Source organism: Pauljensenia sp. UMB1177, from assembly GCF_030217965.1.
GTDB lineage: Bacteria > Actinomycetota > Actinomycetes > Actinomycetales > Actinomycetaceae > Pauljensenia > Pauljensenia turicensis_A.
In genome coordinates this window covers 1-21,182 of sequence record NZ_JASOOV010000001.1, presented here as the reverse complement: position 1 = coordinate 21,182, position 21,182 = coordinate 1, and the positions used below count along the sequence as shown (strand labels likewise).

General features: G+C 56.8%; 18 protein-coding genes and 1 other RNA gene. 11 read left to right on the top strand and 8 right to left on the bottom strand.

The genetic code is table 11. The features are described 5' to 3' along the window. Nucleotide 1 precedes the first annotated feature (1 nt). Nucleotides 2-3,469 (top strand): ATP-dependent helicase, encoded by a 3,468-nt coding sequence (locus QP442_RS00095; protein ID WP_103632378.1) that lies wholly within the window; start codon nt 2-4, stop codon nt 3,467-3,469. A gap of 112 nt (nt 3,470-3,581) precedes the next feature. Here QP442_RS00095 and QP442_RS00090 read toward each other — a convergent pair whose 3' ends face one another. Beyond that, nucleotides 3,582-5,171: a phosphotransferase gene (locus QP442_RS00090; RefSeq protein WP_006680927.1), complete on the bottom strand. Its 1,590-nt coding sequence runs from the start codon at nt 5,169-5,171 to the stop codon at nt 3,582-3,584. A 220-nt stretch (nt 5,172-5,391) separates the two neighbouring features. Between QP442_RS00090 and gdhA the strand changes: the two genes are divergently transcribed. The 8 genes from gdhA (at nt 5,392) to QP442_RS00050 (ending at nt 12,999) form a co-directional block, all read left to right on the top strand. Continuing rightward, complete coding sequence (gdhA, locus tag QP442_RS00085; RefSeq protein WP_103632380.1) at nt 5,392-6,753, top strand: NADP-specific glutamate dehydrogenase; 1,362 nt, start codon at nt 5,392-5,394, stop codon at nt 6,751-6,753. Between the two features lie 125 nt (nt 6,754-6,878). Further along, nucleotides 6,879-8,003, top strand: coding sequence for a peptide chain release factor 2 (gene prfB, locus QP442_RS00080; protein ID WP_103632381.1), 1,125 nt, complete (start codon nt 6,879-6,881; stop codon nt 8,001-8,003). A gap of 274 nt (nt 8,004-8,277) precedes the next feature. Continuing rightward, nucleotides 8,278-8,967: a cell division ATP-binding protein FtsE gene (gene ftsE, locus QP442_RS00075; RefSeq protein WP_006680930.1), complete on the top strand. Its 690-nt coding sequence runs from the start codon at nt 8,278-8,280 to the stop codon at nt 8,965-8,967. Nucleotides 8,968-8,969: 2 nt separating this feature from the next. Next, the gene (ftsX, locus tag QP442_RS00070; protein ID WP_006680931.1) at nt 8,970-9,884 is read left to right on the top strand and encodes a permease-like cell division protein FtsX; all 915 of its coding nucleotides are present in this window, start codon (nt 8,970-8,972) and stop codon (nt 9,882-9,884) included. A gap of 2 nt (nt 9,885-9,886) precedes the next feature. Further along, nucleotides 9,887-11,155: a peptidoglycan DD-metalloendopeptidase family protein gene (locus QP442_RS00065; protein WP_103632382.1), complete on the top strand. Its 1,269-nt coding sequence runs from the start codon at nt 9,887-9,889 to the stop codon at nt 11,153-11,155. A 187-nt stretch (nt 11,156-11,342) separates the two neighbouring features. Continuing rightward, nucleotides 11,343-11,873, top strand: coding sequence for an SsrA-binding protein SmpB (gene smpB / locus QP442_RS00060; protein WP_006680933.1), 531 nt, complete (start codon nt 11,343-11,345; stop codon nt 11,871-11,873). A 214-nt stretch (nt 11,874-12,087) separates the two neighbouring features. Continuing rightward, nucleotides 12,088-12,464, top strand: a transfer-messenger RNA (tmRNA) gene (gene ssrA, locus QP442_RS00055). A gap of 121 nt (nt 12,465-12,585) precedes the next feature. Then, nucleotides 12,586-12,999 (top strand): hypothetical protein, encoded by a 414-nt coding sequence (locus QP442_RS00050; RefSeq protein WP_141089621.1) that lies wholly within the window; start codon nt 12,586-12,588, stop codon nt 12,997-12,999. A 263-nt stretch (nt 13,000-13,262) separates the two neighbouring features. Here the strand turns inward: QP442_RS00050 and QP442_RS00045 are convergent, their stop codons facing one another. The 7 genes from QP442_RS00045 to QP442_RS00015 all read right to left on the bottom strand — a co-directional run bounded on the left by QP442_RS00045 (nt 13,263) and on the right by QP442_RS00015 (nt 18,208). Continuing rightward, on the bottom strand, nt 13,263-13,565 hold the full coding sequence (locus QP442_RS00045; protein WP_285069494.1) for a hypothetical protein: 303 nt from the start codon (nt 13,563-13,565) through the stop codon (nt 13,263-13,265). Between the two features lie 142 nt (nt 13,566-13,707). Then, the gene (locus QP442_RS00040; RefSeq protein ID WP_103632385.1) at nt 13,708-14,565 is read right to left on the bottom strand and encodes a hypothetical protein; all 858 of its coding nucleotides are present in this window, start codon (nt 14,563-14,565) and stop codon (nt 13,708-13,710) included. Beyond that, nucleotides 14,562-15,368: a bifunctional DNA primase/polymerase gene (locus QP442_RS00035; RefSeq protein ID WP_103632386.1), complete on the bottom strand. Its 807-nt coding sequence runs from the start codon at nt 15,366-15,368 to the stop codon at nt 14,562-14,564. Before QP442_RS00035 ends, QP442_RS00040 begins: the two co-directional genes overlap by 4 nt. Continuing rightward, entirely contained in the window at nt 15,365-15,643 is a 279-nt protein-coding gene (locus QP442_RS00030) for a hypothetical protein (RefSeq protein ID WP_103632387.1), read from the bottom strand. The genes QP442_RS00035 and QP442_RS00030 overlap by 4 nt, the downstream gene beginning before the upstream one ends. Nucleotides 15,644-15,645: 2 nt before the next feature. Further along, nucleotides 15,646-15,876 carry a helix-turn-helix domain-containing protein gene (locus tag QP442_RS00025; RefSeq protein ID WP_103632388.1) on the bottom strand — a complete coding sequence of 77 codons (231 nt, stop codon included), beginning with the start codon at nt 15,874-15,876 and terminating at the stop codon, nt 15,646-15,648. A gap of 167 nt (nt 15,877-16,043) precedes the next feature. Continuing rightward, nucleotides 16,044-16,961: a hypothetical protein gene (locus QP442_RS00020; RefSeq protein WP_103632389.1), complete on the bottom strand. Its 918-nt coding sequence runs from the start codon at nt 16,959-16,961 to the stop codon at nt 16,044-16,046. Continuing rightward, nucleotides 16,958-18,208 carry a tyrosine-type recombinase/integrase gene (locus QP442_RS00015; RefSeq protein WP_285069493.1) on the bottom strand — a complete coding sequence of 417 codons (1,251 nt, stop codon included), beginning with the start codon at nt 18,206-18,208 and terminating at the stop codon, nt 16,958-16,960. Before QP442_RS00015 ends, QP442_RS00020 begins: the two co-directional genes overlap by 4 nt. Before the next feature lie 783 nt (nt 18,209-18,991). Between QP442_RS00015 and QP442_RS00010 the strand changes: the two genes are divergently transcribed. Beyond that, nucleotides 18,992-19,378, top strand: a complete 387-nt coding sequence (locus QP442_RS00010) for a hypothetical protein (protein WP_103632391.1) — start codon at nt 18,992-18,994, stop codon at nt 19,376-19,378. A 2-nt stretch (nt 19,379-19,380) separates the two neighbouring features. Continuing rightward, nucleotides 19,381-21,182 (top strand): hypothetical protein (locus QP442_RS00005; protein ID WP_285069492.1); only part of this gene is annotated, 1,802 nt, incomplete at its 3' end.

Here is a 21,182-nt window from a genome sequence, read left to right as displayed (position 1 = left end):
AATGACACAGCATGTCTATAGCGCTGAAGAGATCCAGCGACTGATTAACCCCAAAATCCATCCGACCCCAGAGCAAATTAAAGTCATCGAATCACCTCTACACCCGCTGCTGGTCGTTGCTGGCGCGGGTTCGGGCAAAACGGAAACGATGGCAATGCGCGTTCTCTGGGCGGTTGCCAACGAACCGGACATCACAGCGTCGCGTGTTCTGGGCCTGACTTTCACAAAGAAAGCCGCAGGTGAACTGAAAGATCGTCTACGTTCACGATTGAAGAAACTCAGCATTGGCATCGGAGCTTCCGAAAAGGAAAAGATCAGCAACGATGATGATTCTTCTGCGAAAACAAAGATGATCGACCCGCATGAAGAACCGACATCAATGACCTACAACGCCTTCGCGGGGCAGATTGTCAGCGAACACGGTTTACGGATCGGCTTGAATCCTGACGTCACAATGCTCAGCCAAGCTGGTTCGGTTCAGCTGATGACAGACATCATGACGAATTGGCCGAAACGCCTCGATGAGAACATCACGATTTCGTCTGCGGTCACGACGGCGTTGAGCCTCAACGGACAGTTGGGGGAGCATGGACTCAGCATCGAACAAGCTCGCGAACAGTTGGGACAATTCGGAGCGGAACTCACCGAAGTCGGCGATTCTAACGAAGATGCGCGTAAGGTGCAGGCGCGTAACCAGCTTCGTATCGCCCTCCTTGATCCCATTGCCCAGTTCCAACGCCGTAAGCGTGAACTCGGAGTCATGGATTTTTCAGACCAGCTGATCCTGGCCACTCGAATCGTGAATACCGTGCCCGATGTTGTTCAACAGATTCGTAAAGAATATGGGCTTGTTCTGCTCGATGAATTCCAGGACACCTCTGTCATCCAGATGGAACTCCTGTCAACGCTCTTCAAAGACCAGGCGGTGACTGCCGTCGGCGACCCGAACCAAGCAATCTACGGCTGGAGAGGTGCTTCGGCATCCTCGCTAGAATCATTCATGGAACGTTTCTGTTCTGAAGAACCCAAGCCGGAACAGACTCTGACGCTATCAACCGCGTGGCGTAACGATCGTCAGATCCTTGTATGCGCCAACGAAGTGGCAAAACCGCTTCGCTCACATTCGCATGCTGCAACGTCTCCGGTCCTCGTCGAATCTACATTGGCAACTGAAGGCGATGTTGAAATTGCCTATGAAGCTGATCGCGATGCTCAGATCGCGCACGTTGTTGACTACGTGCAACGCCTTCGCAATACCCATCGGAGTGAGTGGAAGATCGGCATTCTCTGTCGCAAGAAGAGCCACTTTCTTCCCATTGACCGCGCACTTCGCGAGCATGGCATTCCCACCCAAGTTCTCGGGCTCGGCGGACTGCTGGAACAACCGGTTGTTGCTGACCTGCGTGCAGCCCTCGAGATTACGAACTCAGTAGATGCATCTCCTGCCCTGTTGAGACTCCTTGTTCGTGAAGATATCGGAGCGTCCGACCTGCGTTTGCTGGGGCAGTGGGCAAGCCGTCTGAACCGTAAGAGCAGAGGAACTCCGTATGAGGGCGTGCTTCTGTCAGCCGTTGATTCTCCTCCGGAAGTGGGATGGACGTCTACGAATCGTCAAGCGGGATCGTCACAATCCGATTCCGTTGCAGAGAGTGCCAACGATGCTCCTCAAGAATCGGATGCGCAGACGGAGGCGCTTGATGGTCCATCGTTCTCTGAAGGTGGATATCGTCGCGTTCTTCGCCTCGGAGAGCGCCTGCGAAAACTACGCTCGTTGCGTGGGCATGGGCTGGTTGAACTCGCAGAACGAGCAAGCCAGATCATGGGGATCCTCGATGATGCGATCGCCGACCCGCTGGGTTCAGGTGCTAGGGAATCGCTCGATGCCTTTATCGACCAGATTGCAGAATACGAATCAAGCGTTGATAACCCCACTCTTGCTGGTCTTGTCGAATGGCTGAACGTTGCAGAAAGCGATCCGGCAGGGCTCAAAGGCGTTGACGTTCAACCGGACCCGTCCGCAGTGCAGATCCTGACAGTGCACGGATCCAAAGGCCTGGAATGGGATAGCGTCATTGTCTTTGGAATGTCCGATACAATTTTCCCCTCGCACCGTAGCAAGAGCGTGTATTGGCGGGACGAGCCTCCAGCCCAAACCGGCTGGGTCATGGCTCCTGAAGAACTCCCGCATCCGTTGCGAGGTGACTATGGCGACCTCCCACCTTTCACCATTGATGTTTCTAACGGACGCACCCCATCCGCAGGATTCTCAAAGTGGTTAAAGACCGTGTATGGGCCGGAACTTGGTGCACACGTAGAAAGGGAAGAACGTCGTCTGGCATACGTGGCAATGACACGAGCACGCCACACGCAACTCCTCATCGGCTCGTGGCTGGATGAGAGCAAAACCCTACGAAACCCTTCCCGCTACCTCATGGCATCACGGCATGCGATGATCGAAGACTTCGAACAGACCTTGGCGACAGGGCAAGTCGTGTGGGCAAACGGAAACGTGGATGTCAAAGACGGCAACGAGTTGCAGGAACTTCAAAAACGAATCGACGGCTTAAACGACGTCATTCCCGAAGCTCCAACATCGGAGTCGTTTGCGCAAGACAGTGAGGAAGACACCATCTACTTCCCCTTCGAAATTGGTCCATCACGTCAAGCGGTCGCCAAAGGAGCCCAGCGCGTGCGACAAGCTCAAGCAGAGCTGAAAACGGACGCCGACGTCTTCGAACTGCTCGACGCCTTGGGTGAATCTCAGCGCGTTAAAGACGTGACAGCGCTCATTGAGGAACATCGACTTGCATCAAGCAAAGAAACCATGGTGATCCACCAGGATCATATTCCGGCAACCTCGGTTTCAAAGATGCTCGAAGACATCGACGCGTTTGCTCTGGATATGCGCAGACCCATGCCCGCTCAACCCAGCGACAGCGCAACGCTTGGAACGATTTTCCACGCGTGGGTTGAACGACAACTGCATCTTGCCAGCCCAGAAGAACGCGATGAGCCCGTTGCTGGGATCGAGACCCTTGATGATCACGAACGCGCCCGATTGCGACACATGCAGGACAACTTCGTCGAGCTTCCCATCGTCAAAATGGGCACACCGATCGCCATCGAAGAAGCATTCAGCGTCAAGGTCGCTGATATTTCAGTCAATGGCAGGATCGACGCTGTCTTCGAAGACAAACACGGTAAAACAATCATCGTCGACTGGAAGACAGGGCGGGCTCCACACAGGAACACGAAGAAGGAAACACTGCGTTACTACGCGACTCAGCTCCGCCTCTACCGGCTGGCCTGGTCGCAACTCACCGGGCTCGCGGAAGAATCAATCACTCCGATGCTTGCCTTCGTGGACGCTAACACAACTGTTTCCCTTGATGATCTGGTGAAACTAGGTGGTGCAGGCCTTGAAGAAAGCCTAGAAGACGAAGTGAAAAGGACCTTGAAGCGGGCCTAGGCGCAAAATACAGTTCGGGCCCACACGACAGTTCGTGCCCACACGGACACCGCGTGGGCACGAACAAATGCGCCAAATATGCTTCGCCGGAACTTGCTTCAGTCTCTGGCCATTACTCCTGATCCAAGAAGTGCAGGCGCTCAGTCGGAGCCTCGTTCACATCGGTAGAAGCGCGTAAGACGGACGAAGGCGAGGGAACCGAAGACGTGGAAGCCGAATCGGATTCTGACTGAGAACCGGACTGTTGCGGATCGTCATTATCTGCGCGGTCATCATCTACGCGCTTATTGGCATCGTCGTAGTCCGCAAGCAACGTTTCAACGTCGTGCCCGTGACGCCCATGACGCCCAAACCTGGTGAAAAGTGATGCTGGCAAACCAAATCGTGTTGCAAGACTCGCCTTTTCTTCGGGCGCGTCCTGATCACAATCAGCATCGACTTCGGAGTAAGAGTCATCGTCGGCACAACGATCCGGGGCTGCGTAGTCGTCCGAATCCGAGTAATCGTCAGAATCTGAAAGATTGGCGGCGCCGAGGCGGCCTGCTACGACGTTGAAATCAATGACCTCAGTCTTCTGGTTCGCAAGCTCTGCGCCAGCAAAGGAGGACGTGGAGAAAGCTGGTGCCCGGCGCGAAGAAGAAGCAGAATCGGAGGCAGAGGAGACGGAAGGCGACGGCACGGAAGCAGAAGATGCAGGCGATGGGGCGGAAGGTGCGGTAGTGCCAGAATCAGAAGCCTGAGAATCCTGTGTCTGAGCAACATGCGCATGCGGGCGTTCAACGATTTGCGCGTCCCCCAGATCTGTTGAAAGCTCACTGAGCATGTGGCGCGCGTCAGAAATGATGCTTCGGTCTTCCGCGTGCAAGCCGTGAACCAGCCAGCGCACAATAGCAAGCTCAGACAACAGTTGCGCACGAGTAAATAACTGCAGATCAGCAACCGTTCGTTCCTGAGAATATGCGGCGCGAAAACGCTCCAAGAAAGCATCCGATGCAGACGCAAGAACCCACGCGATGTCCTGAGCGGGATCGCCGACGTGCGCAGAAGTGAAGCCAGTCATCGCGCGAACAATGCCCGCTTCGACGATGACGGAATTGCCTTGAATATCGCCGTGGATCGGGGCTGCGGGGAAGCGCCACAATGACAGATCCTCAAGGGCTGCTTCCCAACGGTTCCAGAGGTTCGCGGGAATCAGGACCTGAGACGCCACCTCGTCAAGCATCGCCAGATGGCGTTCGCGACATTCAGAGACGGAGTATGCGGGCAGGTTAATGCCGGTGTAAATGACCGGAGGAAGGTTGTGAAGTGCTGCAAGGGCTTTACCGAGCGAAGCGGGAAGAAGGTTCGGATTGTCGAAGTCGTCGTCGCTCATCGGGTGCCCGCCAAGGTCTTGGTGGACGATGACACGATCACCTTCAGGGGTCAGGGTTGTGCCGTGGATTCGCGGGACGTCGAAGGGGATTTTCTTCGCGTCTTTCGCTTTCGCCAGCCGGGTGAGGACGCCTGACTGAGCGTCCAAATCGAGTCCGCCGACGCTGGAGTGCGGGCAGGTGACGGTCCATTTATTGCCGGCTGAATCGATGATGCCGGTGACGGAAAGAACCTCGTCGGCAAATTGTGGTTCGCGCAGACCCGCAACGGAAAGTCCGGGGACAGCGGCGGTCGCTAGGGCAGCAAGTTCAAGCGGAGTTTTCGGGCGCATCACAGTTTAACGGTACATGGGTGTGTGCCTGAAGCGATGGTGCGGCTTGCGCTTCGTCAGGTTTTTGTGGTCGACGAGGCCGGCCTCGCCGATGATTTGGCTGAATGCCGTAGTGAGTGGCCGGTTCGGGAAGAGGTTCAAAGTATGTGATCTTTCTTGAAAGGGTCAATATGTGGAAAGGGATGGTCAAGTATGTGTAATACATGCCCATAATTAGGGCATGAGCACACTTGACATGAATCGTTTGTCCGACACTCTTCGACCTGTTTACGAGGCCGTTGTTGCCCGCGACCCGGGGCAGCCCGAATTCCACCAGGCCGTCTACGAGGTCCTGCTGACGATTGCTCCGCTTGCCGAACGCAAGCCTGAATACGCTGACCTTGAGATCTTCAAGCGCGTTGTCGAACCGGAACGCCAGATCATGTTCCGTGTCCCTTGGATGGACGACAACGGCAAGATCCAGGTGAACCGTGGCTACCGCGTTGAGTTCAATTCCGCGATCGGCCCGTACAAGGGCGGTCTGCGCTTCCACCCGTCCGTCAACCTGTCGATCATTAAGTTCCTTGGCTTCGAACAGATCTTCAAGAACTCCCTGACCGGCCTGCCGATTGGTGGTGGCAAAGGTGGCTCCGACTTCGACCCGAAGGGCAAGTCCGATGCTGAGGTCATGCGTTTCTGCCAGTCCTTCATGACTGAGCTCTACCGCCACATCGGTCCCGACACCGACGTTCCCGCAGGTGACATCGGTGTTGGTGGTCGCGAGATCGGCTACCTCTTCGGCCAGTACAAGCGCATCACCAACCGTTACGATGCGGGTGTCCTGACGGGCAAGGGTCTGAACTGGGGCGGTTCCTTCGCGCGTACCGAAGCAACCGGCTACGGCTTGGTCTACTTTGCCGAGGAAATGCTGAAGTCGAAGGGCACCTCGTTCGACGGCAAGAAGGTCGTCGTTTCCGGCTCCGGGAACGTTGCCATCTACGCGACTGAAAAGGCTCAGCAGCTGGGCGCGACTGTCATCGCCGTCTCGGACTCCTCCGGCTACGTGGTGGATGAGGCTGGCATCGACGTTGCACTTTTGAAGGACATCAAGGAAGTTCAACGAGGCCGCGTTTCCGACTACGCCAGCGAGCGTTCGTCGGCGCGATTTGTTTCGGGCGGCTCCATCTGGGATCTGCCGTGTGACGTCGCTCTGCCGTGTGCAACTCAGAACGAACTCCCCGTTGAGGCCGCGAACACCCTGATTAAGAACGGCGTCCAGCTGGTCGCTGAGGGCGCAAACATGCCGACCACCCCGGAAGCGATTGAAGCCCTGCAGTCCGCGGGTGTTGCCTACGCTCCCGGCAAGGCGTCGAACGCGGGTGGTGTTGCCACCTCCGCTCTGGAAATGCAACAGAACTCGGGTCGTACGCAGTGGACGTTCGAGGAAACCGACGCGAAGCTTCACCAGATCATGGTGAACATCCACGCAAACTCGGTTGCAACTGCCGAAGAATACGGTGTGGCCGGAGACTATGTTGCTGGCGCAAACCTTGCAGGCTTCCTGAAGGTTGCTGACTCGATGGTTGATTTTGGTCTGATCTGATCAGCCGTATTGTGAGCATCTGAACGCTTCAAACCCTGCCCGGTGGCGGTGTGTAGGTTGAACCTCATACCGCTACTGGGCAGTGATGTATCTACCAGATGCTCTGAATCGACTAGTGTAGTGGCGTGGCTACAGAATTTTCAGAAGAGATCCAGAACCTGCGTACGACTATGGAGAACGTCCTCGCGGTCGTCCAACCCGATAAGCTCCGTAGCCAAATTGAAGACCTCGAGAAGCAGGCAACGGCCCCCGATTTGTGGGATGACCCGTCACACGCCCAGGAAGTGACCTCGGCCCTCAGCCATCGTCAAAGCGAACTCGATCGCGTGACCAAGATGGTGGATCGCATCGATGATCTTGAAGCCATGGTTGAAATGGCAGGTGAAGATCCTGAAGAATCCGCAGAGATCCTGGAAGAAGCCGACGGAGATCTTGCCACGTTGAAGGCCGATATCTCCGACCTTGAAATTCGTACCCTGCTTGATGGTGAGTACGACGAGCGCAATGCTGTCATCACGATCCGCTCCGGCGCAGGTGGTGTTGACGCCGCTGACTTCGCAGAGATTCTGCTTCGTATGTACCTGCGTTGGGCAGAACGCCACGGCTACCCGACCAAGGTGATGGATACGTCTTACGCCGAAGAAGCTGGCTTGAAGTCGGCAACCTTCGAAGTCCAGGCTCCCTACGCCTACGGCACCCTCTCGGTTGAAGCAGGCACTCACCGTCTGGTCCGAATCAGCCCCTTCGACAATCAGGGACGTCGCCAGACCTCCTTCGCGGCAGTCGAAGTTATCCCGCTGATCGAATCCACCGACCATATCGAAATTCCGGAAAACGAACTGAAGATCGACGTCTTCCGCTCGTCCGGTCCCGGTGGTCAGTCCGTGAACACGACCGACTCCGCTGTTCGTATGACGCACATTCCAACCGGCATTGTCGTGTCGATGCAGGACGAAAAGTCGCAGATTCAGAACCGAGCGGCCGCTCTTCGAGTCCTCCAATCCCGACTTCTTGTCCTTCGCCATGAAGAAGAACAGGCGAAGAAGAAGGAACTCGCCGGTGATGTGAAGGCATCGTGGGGTGACCAGATGCGTTCCTACGTTCTCCAGCCCTACACGATGGTGAAAGACCTTCGTACCCAGTTCGAATCCGGTAGCCCGCAGAACGTTTTCGATGGTGACATTGACGGCTTCATTAACGCAGGCATCCGCTGGCGCAAGAACCAAGCGAACGAACAGGCAGAGGCCTGACCTGATCCGATCCCGAGTCAGGGAAAAGAAGCGAACGCTGGTCGGCCTCGTCGATCACGGTCGACATACTGCACTGAAGCGTAAGCTCGCGCCACGGCGAAGCAGTTGGCTAGAAAACGCTGAAAGTATCGCCCTCGTCACCTTTTTAACAGGTGGCGGGGACGGATTTAACAGGTGGCGGGGACGGAACTGAATCCGGCGCGTGTCGCTTCAGCCCGCGTTAGAAAACCTTGCCTAGTCTGATTGAGACCATAACCTTCAATTGGACGGCCTAATGATTCGATTTGATGACGTAACCATGGTGTACACCGCAGGTGCGAAGCCTGCGCTCGACCATGTGTCTTTGGAAGTTGAACGGGGAGAATTCGTATTCCTTGTCGGTAAGTCCGGCTCGGGCAAATCCACCTTCCTTCAGCTTGTGATGCGCGAAATTAAAGCAACCTCCGGTCACGTGTGGGTCCTCGGCAAAGAGGTCTCCAAGCTCCGTAACTGGGCGGTGCCAGGACTTCGCCGTCAAGTCGGAACCGTCTTCCAGGATTTCCGCTTGCTCCCATCAAAGACCGTGTACGAAAACGTCGCGCTCGCAATGCAGGTGATTGGTAAGCCGAAGCACGCTATTAAGACCGCCGTCCCAGAAGCACTGGCGTTGGTCGATCTGGCAGGTAAGGAAAACCGCCTGCCCCACGAACTCTCCGGTGGTGAAGAACAGCGCGTCGCAATCGCACGCGCAATGGTGAACCGTCCCGAACTGCTACTGGCGGATGAGCCCACCGGTAACCTCGACCCCGATACCTCGCTTGGCATCATGCGTCTTCTGGATCGTATTAACCGCCAGGGGACCACGGTTGTCATGGCAACCCACGACGCCGACATCGTGAACCAGATGCGCAAGCGCGTCATCGAGCTACAAGGCGGTCACGTCATCCGAGACCAGTCGCGTGGCGTCTACGGGGCGGTGAACTAACCATGAAGCTTCGTTTTATTCTCTCTGAAGTCGGCAAGGGACTGGCGCGCAACCGTGCAATGTCCGTCGCCGTCATCATCGTCACCTACGTTTCCCTCCTATTCGTCGGTGTTGCTGGCCTATCGCAGATGCAGGTCATGCAGATGAAATCGCAGTGGTACGACAAGATTGAGGTCTCGATCTACATGTGCGCCACCGACGATGCAACGCCGTCCTGTAACGCAACGGAAGCGACCGAGGCTCAGATCAGCGCCGTTCGTGACAAGCTCAATTCCGCGGAAATGTCGCAGTACGTGAAGAACGTATACGAAGAATCCAAGGAAGAAGCGTACGAAAACTACTTGAAGCTCTACGGTGATTCCACGATCAGCGAATGGACAACGGTAGACATGATGCCCGTTTCCTTCCGCGTGAAGCTCGTTGACCCCGAGCAGTACTCAATCATCAAGGAAGAATTCTCCGGTGCTGCCGGTGTTTCCCAGGTGAAAGACCAGCGCGAAATTATCGAGCCACTGTTCAACGTCATTGACGCTGCACGCCTGATGGCCCTCGGCCTGGGTGGTGTCATGATTATCGCGGCCATCCTGCTGATTTCGACCACGATCCGCCTGTCGGCAATGAGTCGCGAGACGGAAACACAAATTATGCGTTACGTCGGTGCCTCGAACCTGTTCATCCAAGCACCCTTCATGATCGAAGGTGCGCTTGCCGCAATCGCCGGCGCAATCCTGGCAGTGGGAACACTGTTCGCCGGCGTTCACTTCCTTGTCCAAGGCTGGTTGGCTCCGTCATTCAGCTGGACCAGCTTTATCGGCGCCACCCAAGTGTGGATTATGACGCCGATCCTTATCCTCGCAGCGGTTGCGTTGGCACTGATCGCGTCCGCAGTTTCCTTGGCTAAATACACGAAGGTCTGATCATGAAGAAGTCGATTCGTCTTCACGTTCCTGTTGCAGTTGCATGGAGCGCATCGATTGGTGCGCTGTGCATGTACAGCTTCATTCCCGCGAATGCTGACGAGCGAGATGATGCTGTGAGCAAACAGGATGCCGCGGCTCAGCAAGTTTCTAATCTCAAGACTGAGATTGAGGGTATTGATGCGACACTCTCGCAGCTCTTCTACGACCTTGAAGCAGCAAACGCGCAGATTCCTGCTGCTCAGAAAGCGCTGGAGGCCACTCAGGCGAAGCGCGATGCTGCGAATCGTGAACACGAAGTCGCAATGGGACAACTTCAGGTCGCTCAAGCGAAGAAAGCTGAGATTGATGAAGAGGTCCACGCTTCCTCGTCACGCCAAGAGGAAGCCAACAAGGCGATCGGTCACTTGGCTCGCTCCATGTACCAGGACGGCACTAGTTCTGCAGTCCTGCTTGCCCTGACGAAGAGTGGAACCGAGTCAATTGACGATCGAGCATCAGCAGCTGACGCCATGGCCCGTTCTCAAGCCCAAGCGCTCAACGCTGCGATGGAAATGAAAGCGACCCAACGTAGCCAAGCAAGTCGCCAGCAAGCAATCTCTGACCGCGTGGCAGCACTTGAAGCTCAAGCTCAGAAGGCCCTTGATGACGCTGCGGCGGCAGAAGCTGAAGCCCAAGCGGGCGTTGATGCCCTAGAAAAAGCTAAAGCTGACGCTCAAGTGAAGCAAGCGGAGTGGGACTCCAAGAAGTCCGAAGTGAACCAACAGCTGGCTCAGGCACAGGCTGACTATGATGCTCAGACCGCGAAGATTCAAGAGATCGATGCGGCTAACAGGGCTGCGAACAGGATCTACTCGTCGGCGAATGCGAGCGGTTTCCATAACCCGGTTCAAGACAGCTCGATGATTATTACGTCGCCCTTCGGCTGGCGTATGCACCCTGTGCTCGGCTATCAGAAGTACCACTCGGGCGTTGACCTCGCTGCGCAGTGCGGTGAGCCCGTCTACGCGATGACATCCGGCGTTGTTCTGGATGTTTCAAGCAGTATCTCTGCCGGCAACTACGTGGACGTGAACCACGGAATGCTCGGCGGTAACTCCGTGATCACCGAATACCTGCACATGCAACGCATCTATGTTTCGCCCGGACAGTCGGTTAGTGCCGGAACAGTGCTTGGCGAGGTCGGCATGACCGGCTATGCCACCGGTTGCCACCTGCACTTCGGTGTTCTGCAGAACGGCGTGAACGTTGACCCGATGGGGTACTTGTAAGCCAATGCGACTCGCTGATCTGATGATTGGCTGAGTCAGAAGGCGGGGACAAGCTCAGCTTGTCCCCGCCTTCCATTGATACTGGCATTTTACGAGGCGTGAGCAAGACCCCTGCCCGCGGAGGCGTTAGAATTAACGCCTTGAGTGGCGGGGCGCGGCCTCGTCAATCAAAGAAAGGAGGTGCACGATGCCGAAAGACTGGAAGAAGCCGAAGCTGACCGAAGGCGAGAAGCGCAAAGCTGCATCGGACGCGAAGAAGACGATCGCGCGGAACAAGAAGGCGCGCCACGACTATCTGATCGAAGATACGTGGGAAGCCGGTCTTGTCCTGTCGGGTACCGAAGTGAAAGCTCTGCGGATGGGGCGCGCGTCGCTGATCGACTCGTGGGTTGAGGTCAAAGACGGCGAAGCATGGCTGTACGGCGCGAATATTCCGATGTACGCGCAGGGCTCCTGGAACAATCACGCGCCAACGCGGAAGCGAAAGCTGCTACTGCACGCCTCAGAAATTGAGCGGATCGGCCAGAAGGTGCAGGCCAAGGGCTACACGGTCGTCCCACTGGAGCTCTACTTCATCGGCGGTCGCGCCAAAGTTGAGATCGCGCTGGCCAAAGGCAAGCAGGAATGGGACAAGCGCCAGTCGTTGCGCGAGGCGCAGGATAAGCGTGAAGCTGAACGCGCGATGCGCGCCTACACGAAGCGACCGAACTACAAGTAGCGTATACAGGTAGCGGGTGCCAGCTTCGTGCGTGGTGCGTTTTCTGCTGAAACCTTGCGTTTGCTGGCATTGCGCTAGCTGTTGAAACTTCGCGTAAGCGGGGTTATTCTTGGATGTCTGGCCGAACGGTTGGAAACGGTTCTGCGATGAGTCTGAGGATTTCGTTGAAGAGCCAACCCGGCAGTCTGTTTGCCGGTGAGTGAAGAACTCAATAGGGGATGATCGGTTTCGACGGCGGTCGTCGATCGAGGGGAAGCGGGCCGAGAATGTGCGCTCAACTCGTTAACGCTGCGTGCAAACCAATAGGTGCCGAACAGAACCGCACCGACTACGTTCTCGCCGCCTGATATCGCCGCGTGAACCTTTAGTCCGTCAGCCCAGGTGGTGCCCTCAGCCTGGTGTCTGGCGTCATTCAGGGGGCCACTGGGTGCGCGCCATGTCGGTGGGCGCGCTCCGACACTTCATCGACTGAGCTTCGCTGACAGCAGGCCTGCATGACGTCACAAGCTAAGAAATCAATAGCAGGATGCGCCCGGAGAAGACCTCGGGGCCGGCCGTCGGACGGGGGTTCGATTCCCCCCATCTCCACCAATCCGCATGATTCCAACGAAAAATCCCCATTGAGGGGGGTGTGTGCTACCTACGTGCTACATCGGCAAGGAATCAGCTCTTCAAACTGCATGGTTGCGCCCCTTCCAGGAAGGGCACCCCCATGCTTCTCGAACTTGATCCGCTCACGCTCTCTCGCCACGGTCACCATTACAAGGACCCCGACCGACGCTCTTTCCTCGAGGTCGTCGGAGTGAGCGACCGTGAGGGCGGGACTGTTGAAGTTCGCCTCTCCCTCCTTCAATCGGGGATCTCCAAGAATGGGCGGCGTGAGCCCGTCCCGTCTTCGGAGCGGATGCGGGTCGTCCTGACGCTCACTCCCGGCGAGGCCCGCGAACTTTCTGAGCGGCTTCGCGAGTCGGCGCTCGGCGTCGGCTATGCGGACTGTGCGGCCACTGCGCCCGTCCTGCCGTACATGGTGGACTTGTGGCCTGAGCGCAGGGGAGTGCGCTACGAGTGGGCGCAGGGGTGTTCTTCCGCGTGCCTGATGGGTCACGCCGCCCCCGCCCCGGCTTAGGCGTGCCCACAGGATGGTCGAAAACAGCGCGCAGGAGCACCGTAGACGGACTTTCGCAGCTTGCGCGGGAGGATGGGGCCAGGCAACATGCTTTCTGTCGTCTCTGACGCGCGTCTACGAGCCTTCCTGCTTCCATGCTCTCAAAGCCGGAAACGAGTAGAGTCCCGCATCTTCGGGCGGCTCATTTCCCCTTCCCTGCTTTCCCCTACAAGCCGGAAACGACCTGCCGCCTTGATCCGCTGACACGACGAACAACCCAACGGTTAGCGGGTTGCCCACTCGGTACGGGCGGCCTTGTACGCCTTGAGGATGTGCTCGAGGCGGGCCACGTCGTCGAGGTCGCGAATCGTCGTCTCTGGCACGCTGAGGACGGGCCCCGTCGTGTCGGCGGGTGCGTCGAACGGGTTGGGCGCGTCGCCGGGGTCGAGGCCGTCGGACGGGTCGCCGGGGCGGGTGATGGTGAACGCGGCCCCGTTGATCACTCCGGCGGGCGGCGTCGCGAACGGGTCGGGGAGCGGAGCTCGGCGGATGGGTTTCCTCTGGGGTCGGTGTACGACAGTCATCATGTGTCCTTCCTGCATGTGGTGGTGTCGGTAGAGGGCGGGAAAGGGCTGTCCGGCCCCGGGTACGGGGTCCCCGCCCCCACTGTGTTGGGGTGCTCTTGTGTTGGGGGAACAGTCGAGCATCTCGGTTAGGTGGCGTCCTCCTTCACGCCGCTCCTCTGCCAGTAGGTGAGGCCCCCTCGCGCCTCGGCGGCTCGAGCACGGGCGCGCCGTCCTTCTCCCACCGAAGCCGCGCCACGCGACCATACGGGCGCGGAAGACCATCGGAACCGACGCGAACACTCCCGTAATCCGGGTGCCGCCACTTCTTCGGTGGCAGCGACGGCGACGTGCTCTCAGGCGGGTCCTCGGTCGCTTCGGAGTCATTCGATATGCGGTCCCCGGAATGAATAGACAAGTGTCCTGCAGTGTTAGCCATAGTGTTAGTGGGCAGGACCGTGGTCTGGCCATTTGCCCGGACGTTCGTCTGGCCACTGCCCGGACGGCGGTCTGGCCATTCGACTATTTCAAGGTTCTCCGATCGGCCCGTGCTTGGGTCGGGGTTCGCGCTCGCGGCTTGCTGCCTCGCACCGACAATGCCCGGACCGTCGTCTGGCCATTTCTTCGCCTTGTGCCCTTGGGATTTCCTCTGACGTTCGCTCTCATACCTGGGGCGCGCGGCCTCGAGCTCGGCGACCGTCGGGAACACGTACACGGTCGCGTGTCCCGGCTTTGCGGTCCAGCGTGTGCCGCTCGACGACGTGAACCACTTGCGAACCATGATTTTGTGATCCTCGAGGCGTCGGGCCGCCTTACGTATGGCATCGGGTGTGACGCCGAAGCGTTGGGCAAGTTCCGCTTGATGAAGGAACACTTCACGAGGGGCCAAGGTCTTGCCGTTGACTGTGCGCGGCGCACTTTCGGGTTCCGGGCACCGCCACGCGATTTCATCGAGGAGTTGCTTCTCAAGTCCCTTGATGAAGTCGCCGTGCTCGAAGAGCTCATTGCGAAACTGGATGCTCACGAGGCCACCCCCACGTGTTCGCGGGCGCTGTCGATCGTTCGATCGATTTCCCCGGCGTCGAGGCCGACCTCGAGCCCGGCGGCCCGCAGTGCCTCGAATACGTCCCAGCCCTGCCTCTCGGTCCAGAACTTGCACGCGAGGGAGAACAAGGCGCAGTTTCGGTTTCCTTCCCGCGTGTTCGCCTCGTAGCGGGCGATGAGGGCAAACGCCCCGTTCCTCTCCCGCGCCGTGGCCTTCTGAGACATTTTCGCGCTCGCGGACGATACTCGGCCACTCCTCGGTGTGATCGCCGATTCTAGCGGCCGGGGAAGTGCCGCTATGGCCCCTCCATGCCATTCGTAGGCCTTCCCGGTCTCGGGGTGCAGGGACGGGGGCGCGATGAGGTAGCCGGTCCTACCGTGCTTGACGTCGATGCCCGCGAGTGCCGTCCCGTTTTGGCCTCGAAGGTGGCCCGTCATTCGGTCGAGTCCGGTCCGGTAGTACAGGTGTAGCCCTCCCGATCCCGTACGCACATACGCCGTTTCGGGCAGAGGCCTGCCGTTGAGGTCTTCGAGGGCCTGCAGGGTGCCGCCGTTGCGTGGATCGATGTCGAGGGCGACGAGGCCGCGTGGGGGGACGAGTCCGACGAGGGCGAGCGGCCAGTGCTGCCACCATCGGCGAATCGTGTCCGGGTCGGTCGTTGCTGAACGGTAGCCGCCCGCGATGAGTGGGGCCTTCGCGGTTGTTCCCGTCCACTTGCAGGGGAGTACCTGCCAGCCGTGGGCCGCGTAGTCGAGGGCTGCGGCGAGCATCTGCGAGTTCATCGGTGCTCTCCCGCCTTCCGCTCTTCGAGCGCCTCGGCAACGTCGTCGGCGACGGCTTGAAGCATCCGGATACGGTCGAGGGCTAGGGCGTTGAGTTGAGTGCCGGACGCGACTCGCAGCATGTTGGCGGCGATCCGCTGCGCGTGTGCGGCGTGAGTGCGCAGGACGCGCAGCGCGTAGGGGGCGGGCACAATACGCCCATGCCCCGTATGCTTGTCAGTGGTGACGGTCGTCCCAGCCTTCGGGTTGGGGCGGCCCTTCTTGTTGGGATCCATCGTCAGGCCGCCTCTCCGCTGTTGTCGGTGAGGAACGCGGGAATGCCGTAGCCGAGTCGCTCGAACTCGCTGACGGGGATCCGGACGGCGCGGGCGAATCGGATCACGTGCAGGTCGCCGCGGTTGATTGCGTTGCGGACGGTCGAGGGCGAGACGCACAGGGCGCGGGCGAAATCGTTAACGGTCACGAAAACAGTTCGCGGGCCGGGCTGAATCTTCTTCGGTGTTGGCATAAGAAATGCCCCTTTCAGGGTGCAGTGAGCCAACGCCACGAGGGGCGTTCGTGTGGCTGCACTGCCCCACCTGTTAGGGGCGTGCAGGGAACGTAGTTAGAGCCGGTTCCCTTACGGCTTGATGACAATACTACCCCGTAATGCCCTCCCATGCCCCGCTTACACGCTTAGACGAGGGGAAGAGCCTTTATGAACGTGTCAACGGTGACCGCATGGCAACGCTGTCGGGCTAATTCCTCCATGACTCGATGCACTTTCGCCCGTTTCATCGTCGGGAACTCCCGACCGCACGGGCACGGATGGAACACGTAGGTTGACTCCCACTCCTCTACGCCCCATATTGGCCACCCAGCCTCTTGGGTCAACATGGCGTAGGGGTATCGGTCTTCGTCATCGTCCCAGTCGTTTTCGTCATCGTCCCAGTCGTTTTCTTCCCCCATGAATCCGGCAATGACGCGGGCTCCGTGCTTGCGATGCCACTCCGCGCGCTTTGCGCCGCCGTCGCACACAACTTGAAGCCAACGGCCCTCGCGGTCTTCTGTGGCGAAACACTCTGAGTCGTCGGGGGGCTCGATCTGAACATGGCTCTTCGTTGAAGTTAACCGCGCGAAAGTCTCCCAATCTGCCGAAGGCTTCGGGGCGTAATGAGCGAGAAAGGCCCCCTTCGGTGCGCGCTTGTTGAGGTCGTCGATGCTGACTCTTGAAGTGCCCAGCGCGGCCGCCTGGTCGAGCAATTCGGCAATGTCTTCTACGTCTGGGAATTCGAACGTTGGCCAACCGCACTCGCATGGGAATATCCAAACAGTTGGAATTAGGCCGTTGACGAGTTCGCCCGTCTCTTCGTCAAAGCCAACCACCCCCGGGTCTTTGGATGCCTTTGCCCGGTTGGCTTTGGATCTGGCAATCTGTCCCGGTGTGCCGCTGTTCTCTTTCTTCGGGATGAGTCGCCAACCTGGCACGTCTGCCTTCTTCGGGTCCTCCTCTGGAGTGAACCGCGCGAGCCGAGAAACCTTTTTCCCGTGCCCGGGCCTATGTTCATGCCAGATGCCGTGATCGCACACGATGTCAACATGATCGACTGTCATGCTCGCTTCCTCCGTGCTTCGTCGAGGTCGGCAACAGTGCCGTTCGCGCTCGCGGTCTCGCGCGCTTCCATGATGTCCGTAATCTCGCGCTGATAGTCGGCGTCTTGACGCTGGTAGCGCATCGCCATTTCCGGCTTCGTCCATCCGTAACGGTCGAGCAGTGCCGCCGTCGTCGCGCCCGCCTGGCCGAAGCGCGTAGCCGAGTAGTGGCGGAATGCATGCCACCCGCCCGTCCTGTCCTCGGGAATCTTCACCCCGGCTGCCTTCATTCCTGCCGATAGCCATTTGGTTGCCACGTTGTCGCGCATGAAGGAATCCGGGCGCGTCGATGTCGTAAATACCGGGGAATCGGGGTCTGGTCCGGTGAACTTGTCCAGGTGTTCCGCGAGCGCGCCCACCGTTCTTGACATGATTTCTACGTGGCGTGTCCTGCGCGTCTTCGTGTTCCCAGGGGCGACGGTGCTGCCCTCACGGTGCAGGGAGTGCATGACGTGCACGACGCCCGTGCCGCTTTCGCGGTCCAATTCCACGTCGCGGCGCGTCAGTGCCAAGGCTTCGTTGATCCTCAAACCGGCATCGGCTTCGAGGAGGACGAGGGCGTGCCCGCGTTCGTAGATCGCATCTGCAATCGCGAGGACTTCGGGCCTGGTGAACAGGTACTTCGGCGGTTCTACCGGGATCGGCTTCCCACCCTTGGGCACGTTGCAGGGGTTCGCAGTGAGCGGGCACTTCTTGGACTTCACGCCAAGGTTCATCATGCCGTTGATCGTCTGGTAGCACTTCGCCTTCAGTCCGTCGGGAAGGCGACGGTACCAATCGGTGATGTCTTCGTCCGTTATGTCGATGAGCCGCCGATTCCTGAACGTGGGGAAGATGTGGTTCTTGAAGAGCCCCTTGCGGTCTGTGATGGTCTTTGCTGCCCAGTCGAGTATTTCGCGCCCGTGGCGTTGGTATTCCTCGGCCCACTGCTCGAACGTCATGTTCTCGAACTCTGCGACTCGCTGCGCCTCTTCCTGCTCGGCGCGGATCTCCTCGGGGTGCTTCCATGTTCCGGCTGTGACCTCTGCGCCTACCTTGATAAGCCATGCCTCGGCCTCGGATTGCAGTCGGAAGGTGTGGGGTGCGTTGATCCTTGGCGGTCGTCCCTGACCGGTCCAAGACGGATCGCCGTATGACGCTTGCCAACGTCCCGATGTGAGCTGCTTTCGACTACCGAAGCCCGTCCATCGTTTCGGCTTACGTCCCATCGCCGCCACTCCTTGCAATTTCAACTTTCGTGCTACTAGCGTGCTACATCTCCATGAGAAATCATAACACTCGGTGCCACTCAGTGGGGTATGCTTAGCCTCAGGAATCACGCATGATTCCAACGAAAAACACCCATAAATTGGCGCAACTAGGCCACAAATGAAGATTGGCGAAATGGTGCAATTTGGAGAGTCCCCCCATCTCCACCACTAGGACGTTCATTTTAATACGAAGTGAACGTCCTGTTTCTTATGCCCTAAAACGTGGCGTTTCGCCCTGTCGGGGTAGCTTCATGGGTTTCGGAAGTCTTCCTGGTTAGGTATTTGACTTATCGCTGGCTCGGCACAGTTTGTCAGATTTCCGGGAGGCTGGAAGGCTCCGAGAAGTAAGCTACAAGAAATATGTCCATCCGCCAAAAGCGTGCGAGTCGCTAAAACTTTGCGGTTTCACAGGATAGATCTATAACCTAGAGCGATCGTGGAGTAACTGTGCGAAGCCAGAGCTTCTAAATGAAGCAGTAAAAGTTTGTTACGTTTTTTCGTGGACATTCATTCCAAATTGCCGTTAATGGATGATTTGATTACCAAAAAAATCACGTATGCATAAGAATTTCAATAGCTAAAATGTATTTAATGAACGTCTAGCTAATTTGCTTTATCTGTTTAGCTATATTCCTGTAGCTGTCACCACCTACCTGAGCTCAACGGGCTGGTTTTGTGGATGAAACAGTGGTACTTTGAGGGGGAATAGATCCAACTAGCGACACTAGACGGGAAGTTCTCATGCGCAACCTCAAGGGCGTGTCCGGTTCATTTATAGCGTTTGCTGGCAGAGCGTTGCTTAAACCAGCTTACATTTTTAGAAAATTTCTGATCGTAACCTTGGCCTGCGCTTTGGGTTTCACGCTATCGACCCCGTCCTTGGCTCAAGCCGAGGATCTGCAGATGAGCTCCCAGACTGACGAACAAAGCGTCAGCCCGGCACCAGTAAGCACTCCAGAAGTTGAAACTGATACCCAGGCAGGCGATGGCCTGGAGATCGGGCCTGAGATCATTGGGCAACCGGTAGGCGCTGTCAAGAAACCGAGTGTTAATAATGTATTTGCAGGAGATAAAACTGTTTCTGGAAAATTAACGATCGGAGCCAATCAGCGGAAGAAAAAAAGCTAGACGTGACGATTCACGTGACCGTGAATCGTCAAGCAGGTGGAACCGAAGAAAAAACGGTCACTATTCCATACGCAACCGCAAGCCAAGATTGGTCCGTAACTTTAGATAGTGAACTTGTAGTAGACGATAAAGTCACTGTAAAGCAAGAGGCCGGTGGCGAAATCTCTGAAGGCGATGTTCGGGAAGTCAAGAAAGCCCTGAACGACCAGCATAAAGATGAGCTCAAGATGCCGTCTGGTGAAATCTGGATTGAACACCCGAACGCCAACCTTGTAAATGAAGATGAGCAAGCAGAAGCTATTGAAAAGCTGAAGGGTGCCAATCCGGACATTGCGCAAGACTTTAAGAGTGTTAAATTCTCTATCGATTACACGGACCATGCGTACTATGAAGTGACCTATACCGATGGATCAACCTCCGGAAAAATTGAAGCTACGGACCTAAAAATCAAAGAGGTAACGGAAACATCTGCTGCTCCGACAATACAAAAAGTCCAGGTAACAGACGGGCAGATTATCGTTACACTTCATAAAGAGGTTGCCGAAGGTACGAAATTTTATTTTATCAATAATTTTACGGATGGGGAGGGCAAGAATTTTGTCGAAAATGGAAGCTGTAAAATTGACAAATCTAACTCGCAAGAGATGTCTCAAGCAGTAACCGTTAACGGCACAACAGTTACTTTCCCAATCGAGGATAAGGTTAAGGATTTAGAACTCGGAAAAGAGTTCGGTATCCTTGTCAAAGAGCCACATAAATTCCGTTCTTGCGCGAAGTCTGAGCCGGTAATAACAACCCCCAAAAAAGTCGCCGTGAGGGATCCTCGCAAATTAACGGATGCGGATAAAGAAGCCATCGATAAAGCTATTCGAGATGCCAATACGGTAAATGGCGTATCTAAACTCCCCGATGGAACTGGAGACTGGGATGGAGTTCCGGCAGCTATACAATTTGATGACAGCGGAAATGTTAAGATATTTAGCGCTGATGATGTAGCAGGTGATTGGGATCCGAACAATGATTATAAATTTGTTCCAGAAACAAATGAAGATGGTTCAGTCAAGGTAAAAGACGGAGCTGAACCAAAAGGAACAATCCCAGCCAAGGATCTGCTGAAAAATATCGCACCTAAATCTCCTGCGATTGCGGTAGATACGGATAAGGGTGAAGTAACCATTACCCCGCCTGTCTATGAAAAGCCGGGTGAAGATACTGACTTGCTGTCCTACACCGTCACCTATAAGGATGCTTCCGGAGCAGAGAAAACCGTCACCGCAACGCGAACTGTAGACGAAACTTCCGGTAAGACCACTTGGACAGCCGATAATAATGCCACGGTTGATGCGAACACCGGTGTGATTACTCTGAAAGTTGAAGGCATCGAAGTTGGTGGAACTGTCAGGGCAACCGCAAAAGATAATGGCGGTCTGGAGGGTGACACCGATAAGCTCGATTCAGATCCGGCAACCAAGAAGCTCGAAACTGCCACTGTTAGCTACAACGGTAATGACGGCACCGGCAAAATGGATGGCAAGAAGCTCAACAAGGGCTCAAAGTACAAGATTTTGGATAATAAATTCAAAGCCCCTGAGAACCAAGAGTTCAATTACTGGGAAATTGACGGCAAAGAGGTAGCTGCGGCTACCGAGATTACGGTCACTAAAGACACCGTAGTGAAAGCTGTCTGGAAGAAGAGCCAGGTGAAGGTCAGTTATGACGCTAATGGCGGTAGCGGAACCATGACTGGTAAAACCGTGGATAAGGGTAGTGAGTACACGGTGTTGCCTAACGCTTTCAAAGCCCC

What these genes read in the sequence shown, in the direction of transcription:
- QP442_RS00095 (WP_103632378.1), top strand. Translation starts at nt 2, where the DNA reads ATGACACAGCATGTCTATAGCGCTGAAGAGATCCAGCGACTGATTAAC.
- QP442_RS00090 (WP_006680927.1), bottom strand. Translation starts at nt 5,171, where the DNA reads ATGCGCCCGAAAACTCCGCTTGAACTTGCTGCCCTAGCGACCGCCGCT.
- gdhA (WP_103632380.1), top strand. Translation starts at nt 5,392, where the DNA reads ATGAGCACACTTGACATGAATCGTTTGTCCGACACTCTTCGACCTGTT.
- ftsE (WP_006680930.1), top strand. Translation starts at nt 8,278, where the DNA reads ATGATTCGATTTGATGACGTAACCATGGTGTACACCGCAGGTGCGAAG.
- ftsX (WP_006680931.1), top strand. Translation starts at nt 8,970, where the DNA reads ATGAAGCTTCGTTTTATTCTCTCTGAAGTCGGCAAGGGACTGGCGCGC.
- QP442_RS00065 (WP_103632382.1), top strand. Translation starts at nt 9,887, where the DNA reads ATGAAGAAGTCGATTCGTCTTCACGTTCCTGTTGCAGTTGCATGGAGC.
- smpB (WP_006680933.1), top strand. Translation starts at nt 11,343, where the DNA reads ATGCCGAAAGACTGGAAGAAGCCGAAGCTGACCGAAGGCGAGAAGCGC.
- QP442_RS00050 (WP_141089621.1), top strand. Translation starts at nt 12,586, where the DNA reads ATGCTTCTCGAACTTGATCCGCTCACGCTCTCTCGCCACGGTCACCAT.
- QP442_RS00045 (WP_285069494.1), bottom strand. Translation starts at nt 13,565, where the DNA reads ATGATGACTGTCGTACACCGACCCCAGAGGAAACCCATCCGCCGAGCT.
- QP442_RS00035 (WP_103632386.1), bottom strand. Translation starts at nt 15,368, where the DNA reads ATGAACTCGCAGATGCTCGCCGCAGCCCTCGACTACGCGGCCCACGGC.
- QP442_RS00030 (WP_103632387.1), bottom strand. Translation starts at nt 15,643, where the DNA reads ATGGATCCCAACAAGAAGGGCCGCCCCAACCCGAAGGCTGGGACGACC.
- QP442_RS00025 (WP_103632388.1), bottom strand. Translation starts at nt 15,876, where the DNA reads ATGCCAACACCGAAGAAGATTCAGCCCGGCCCGCGAACTGTTTTCGTG.
- QP442_RS00020 (WP_103632389.1), bottom strand. Translation starts at nt 16,961, where the DNA reads ATGACAGTCGATCATGTTGACATCGTGTGCGATCACGGCATCTGGCAT.
- QP442_RS00015 (WP_285069493.1), bottom strand. Translation starts at nt 18,208, where the DNA reads ATGGGACGTAAGCCGAAACGATGGACGGGCTTCGGTAGTCGAAAGCAG.
- QP442_RS00010 (WP_103632391.1), top strand. Translation starts at nt 18,992, where the DNA reads ATGCGCAACCTCAAGGGCGTGTCCGGTTCATTTATAGCGTTTGCTGGC.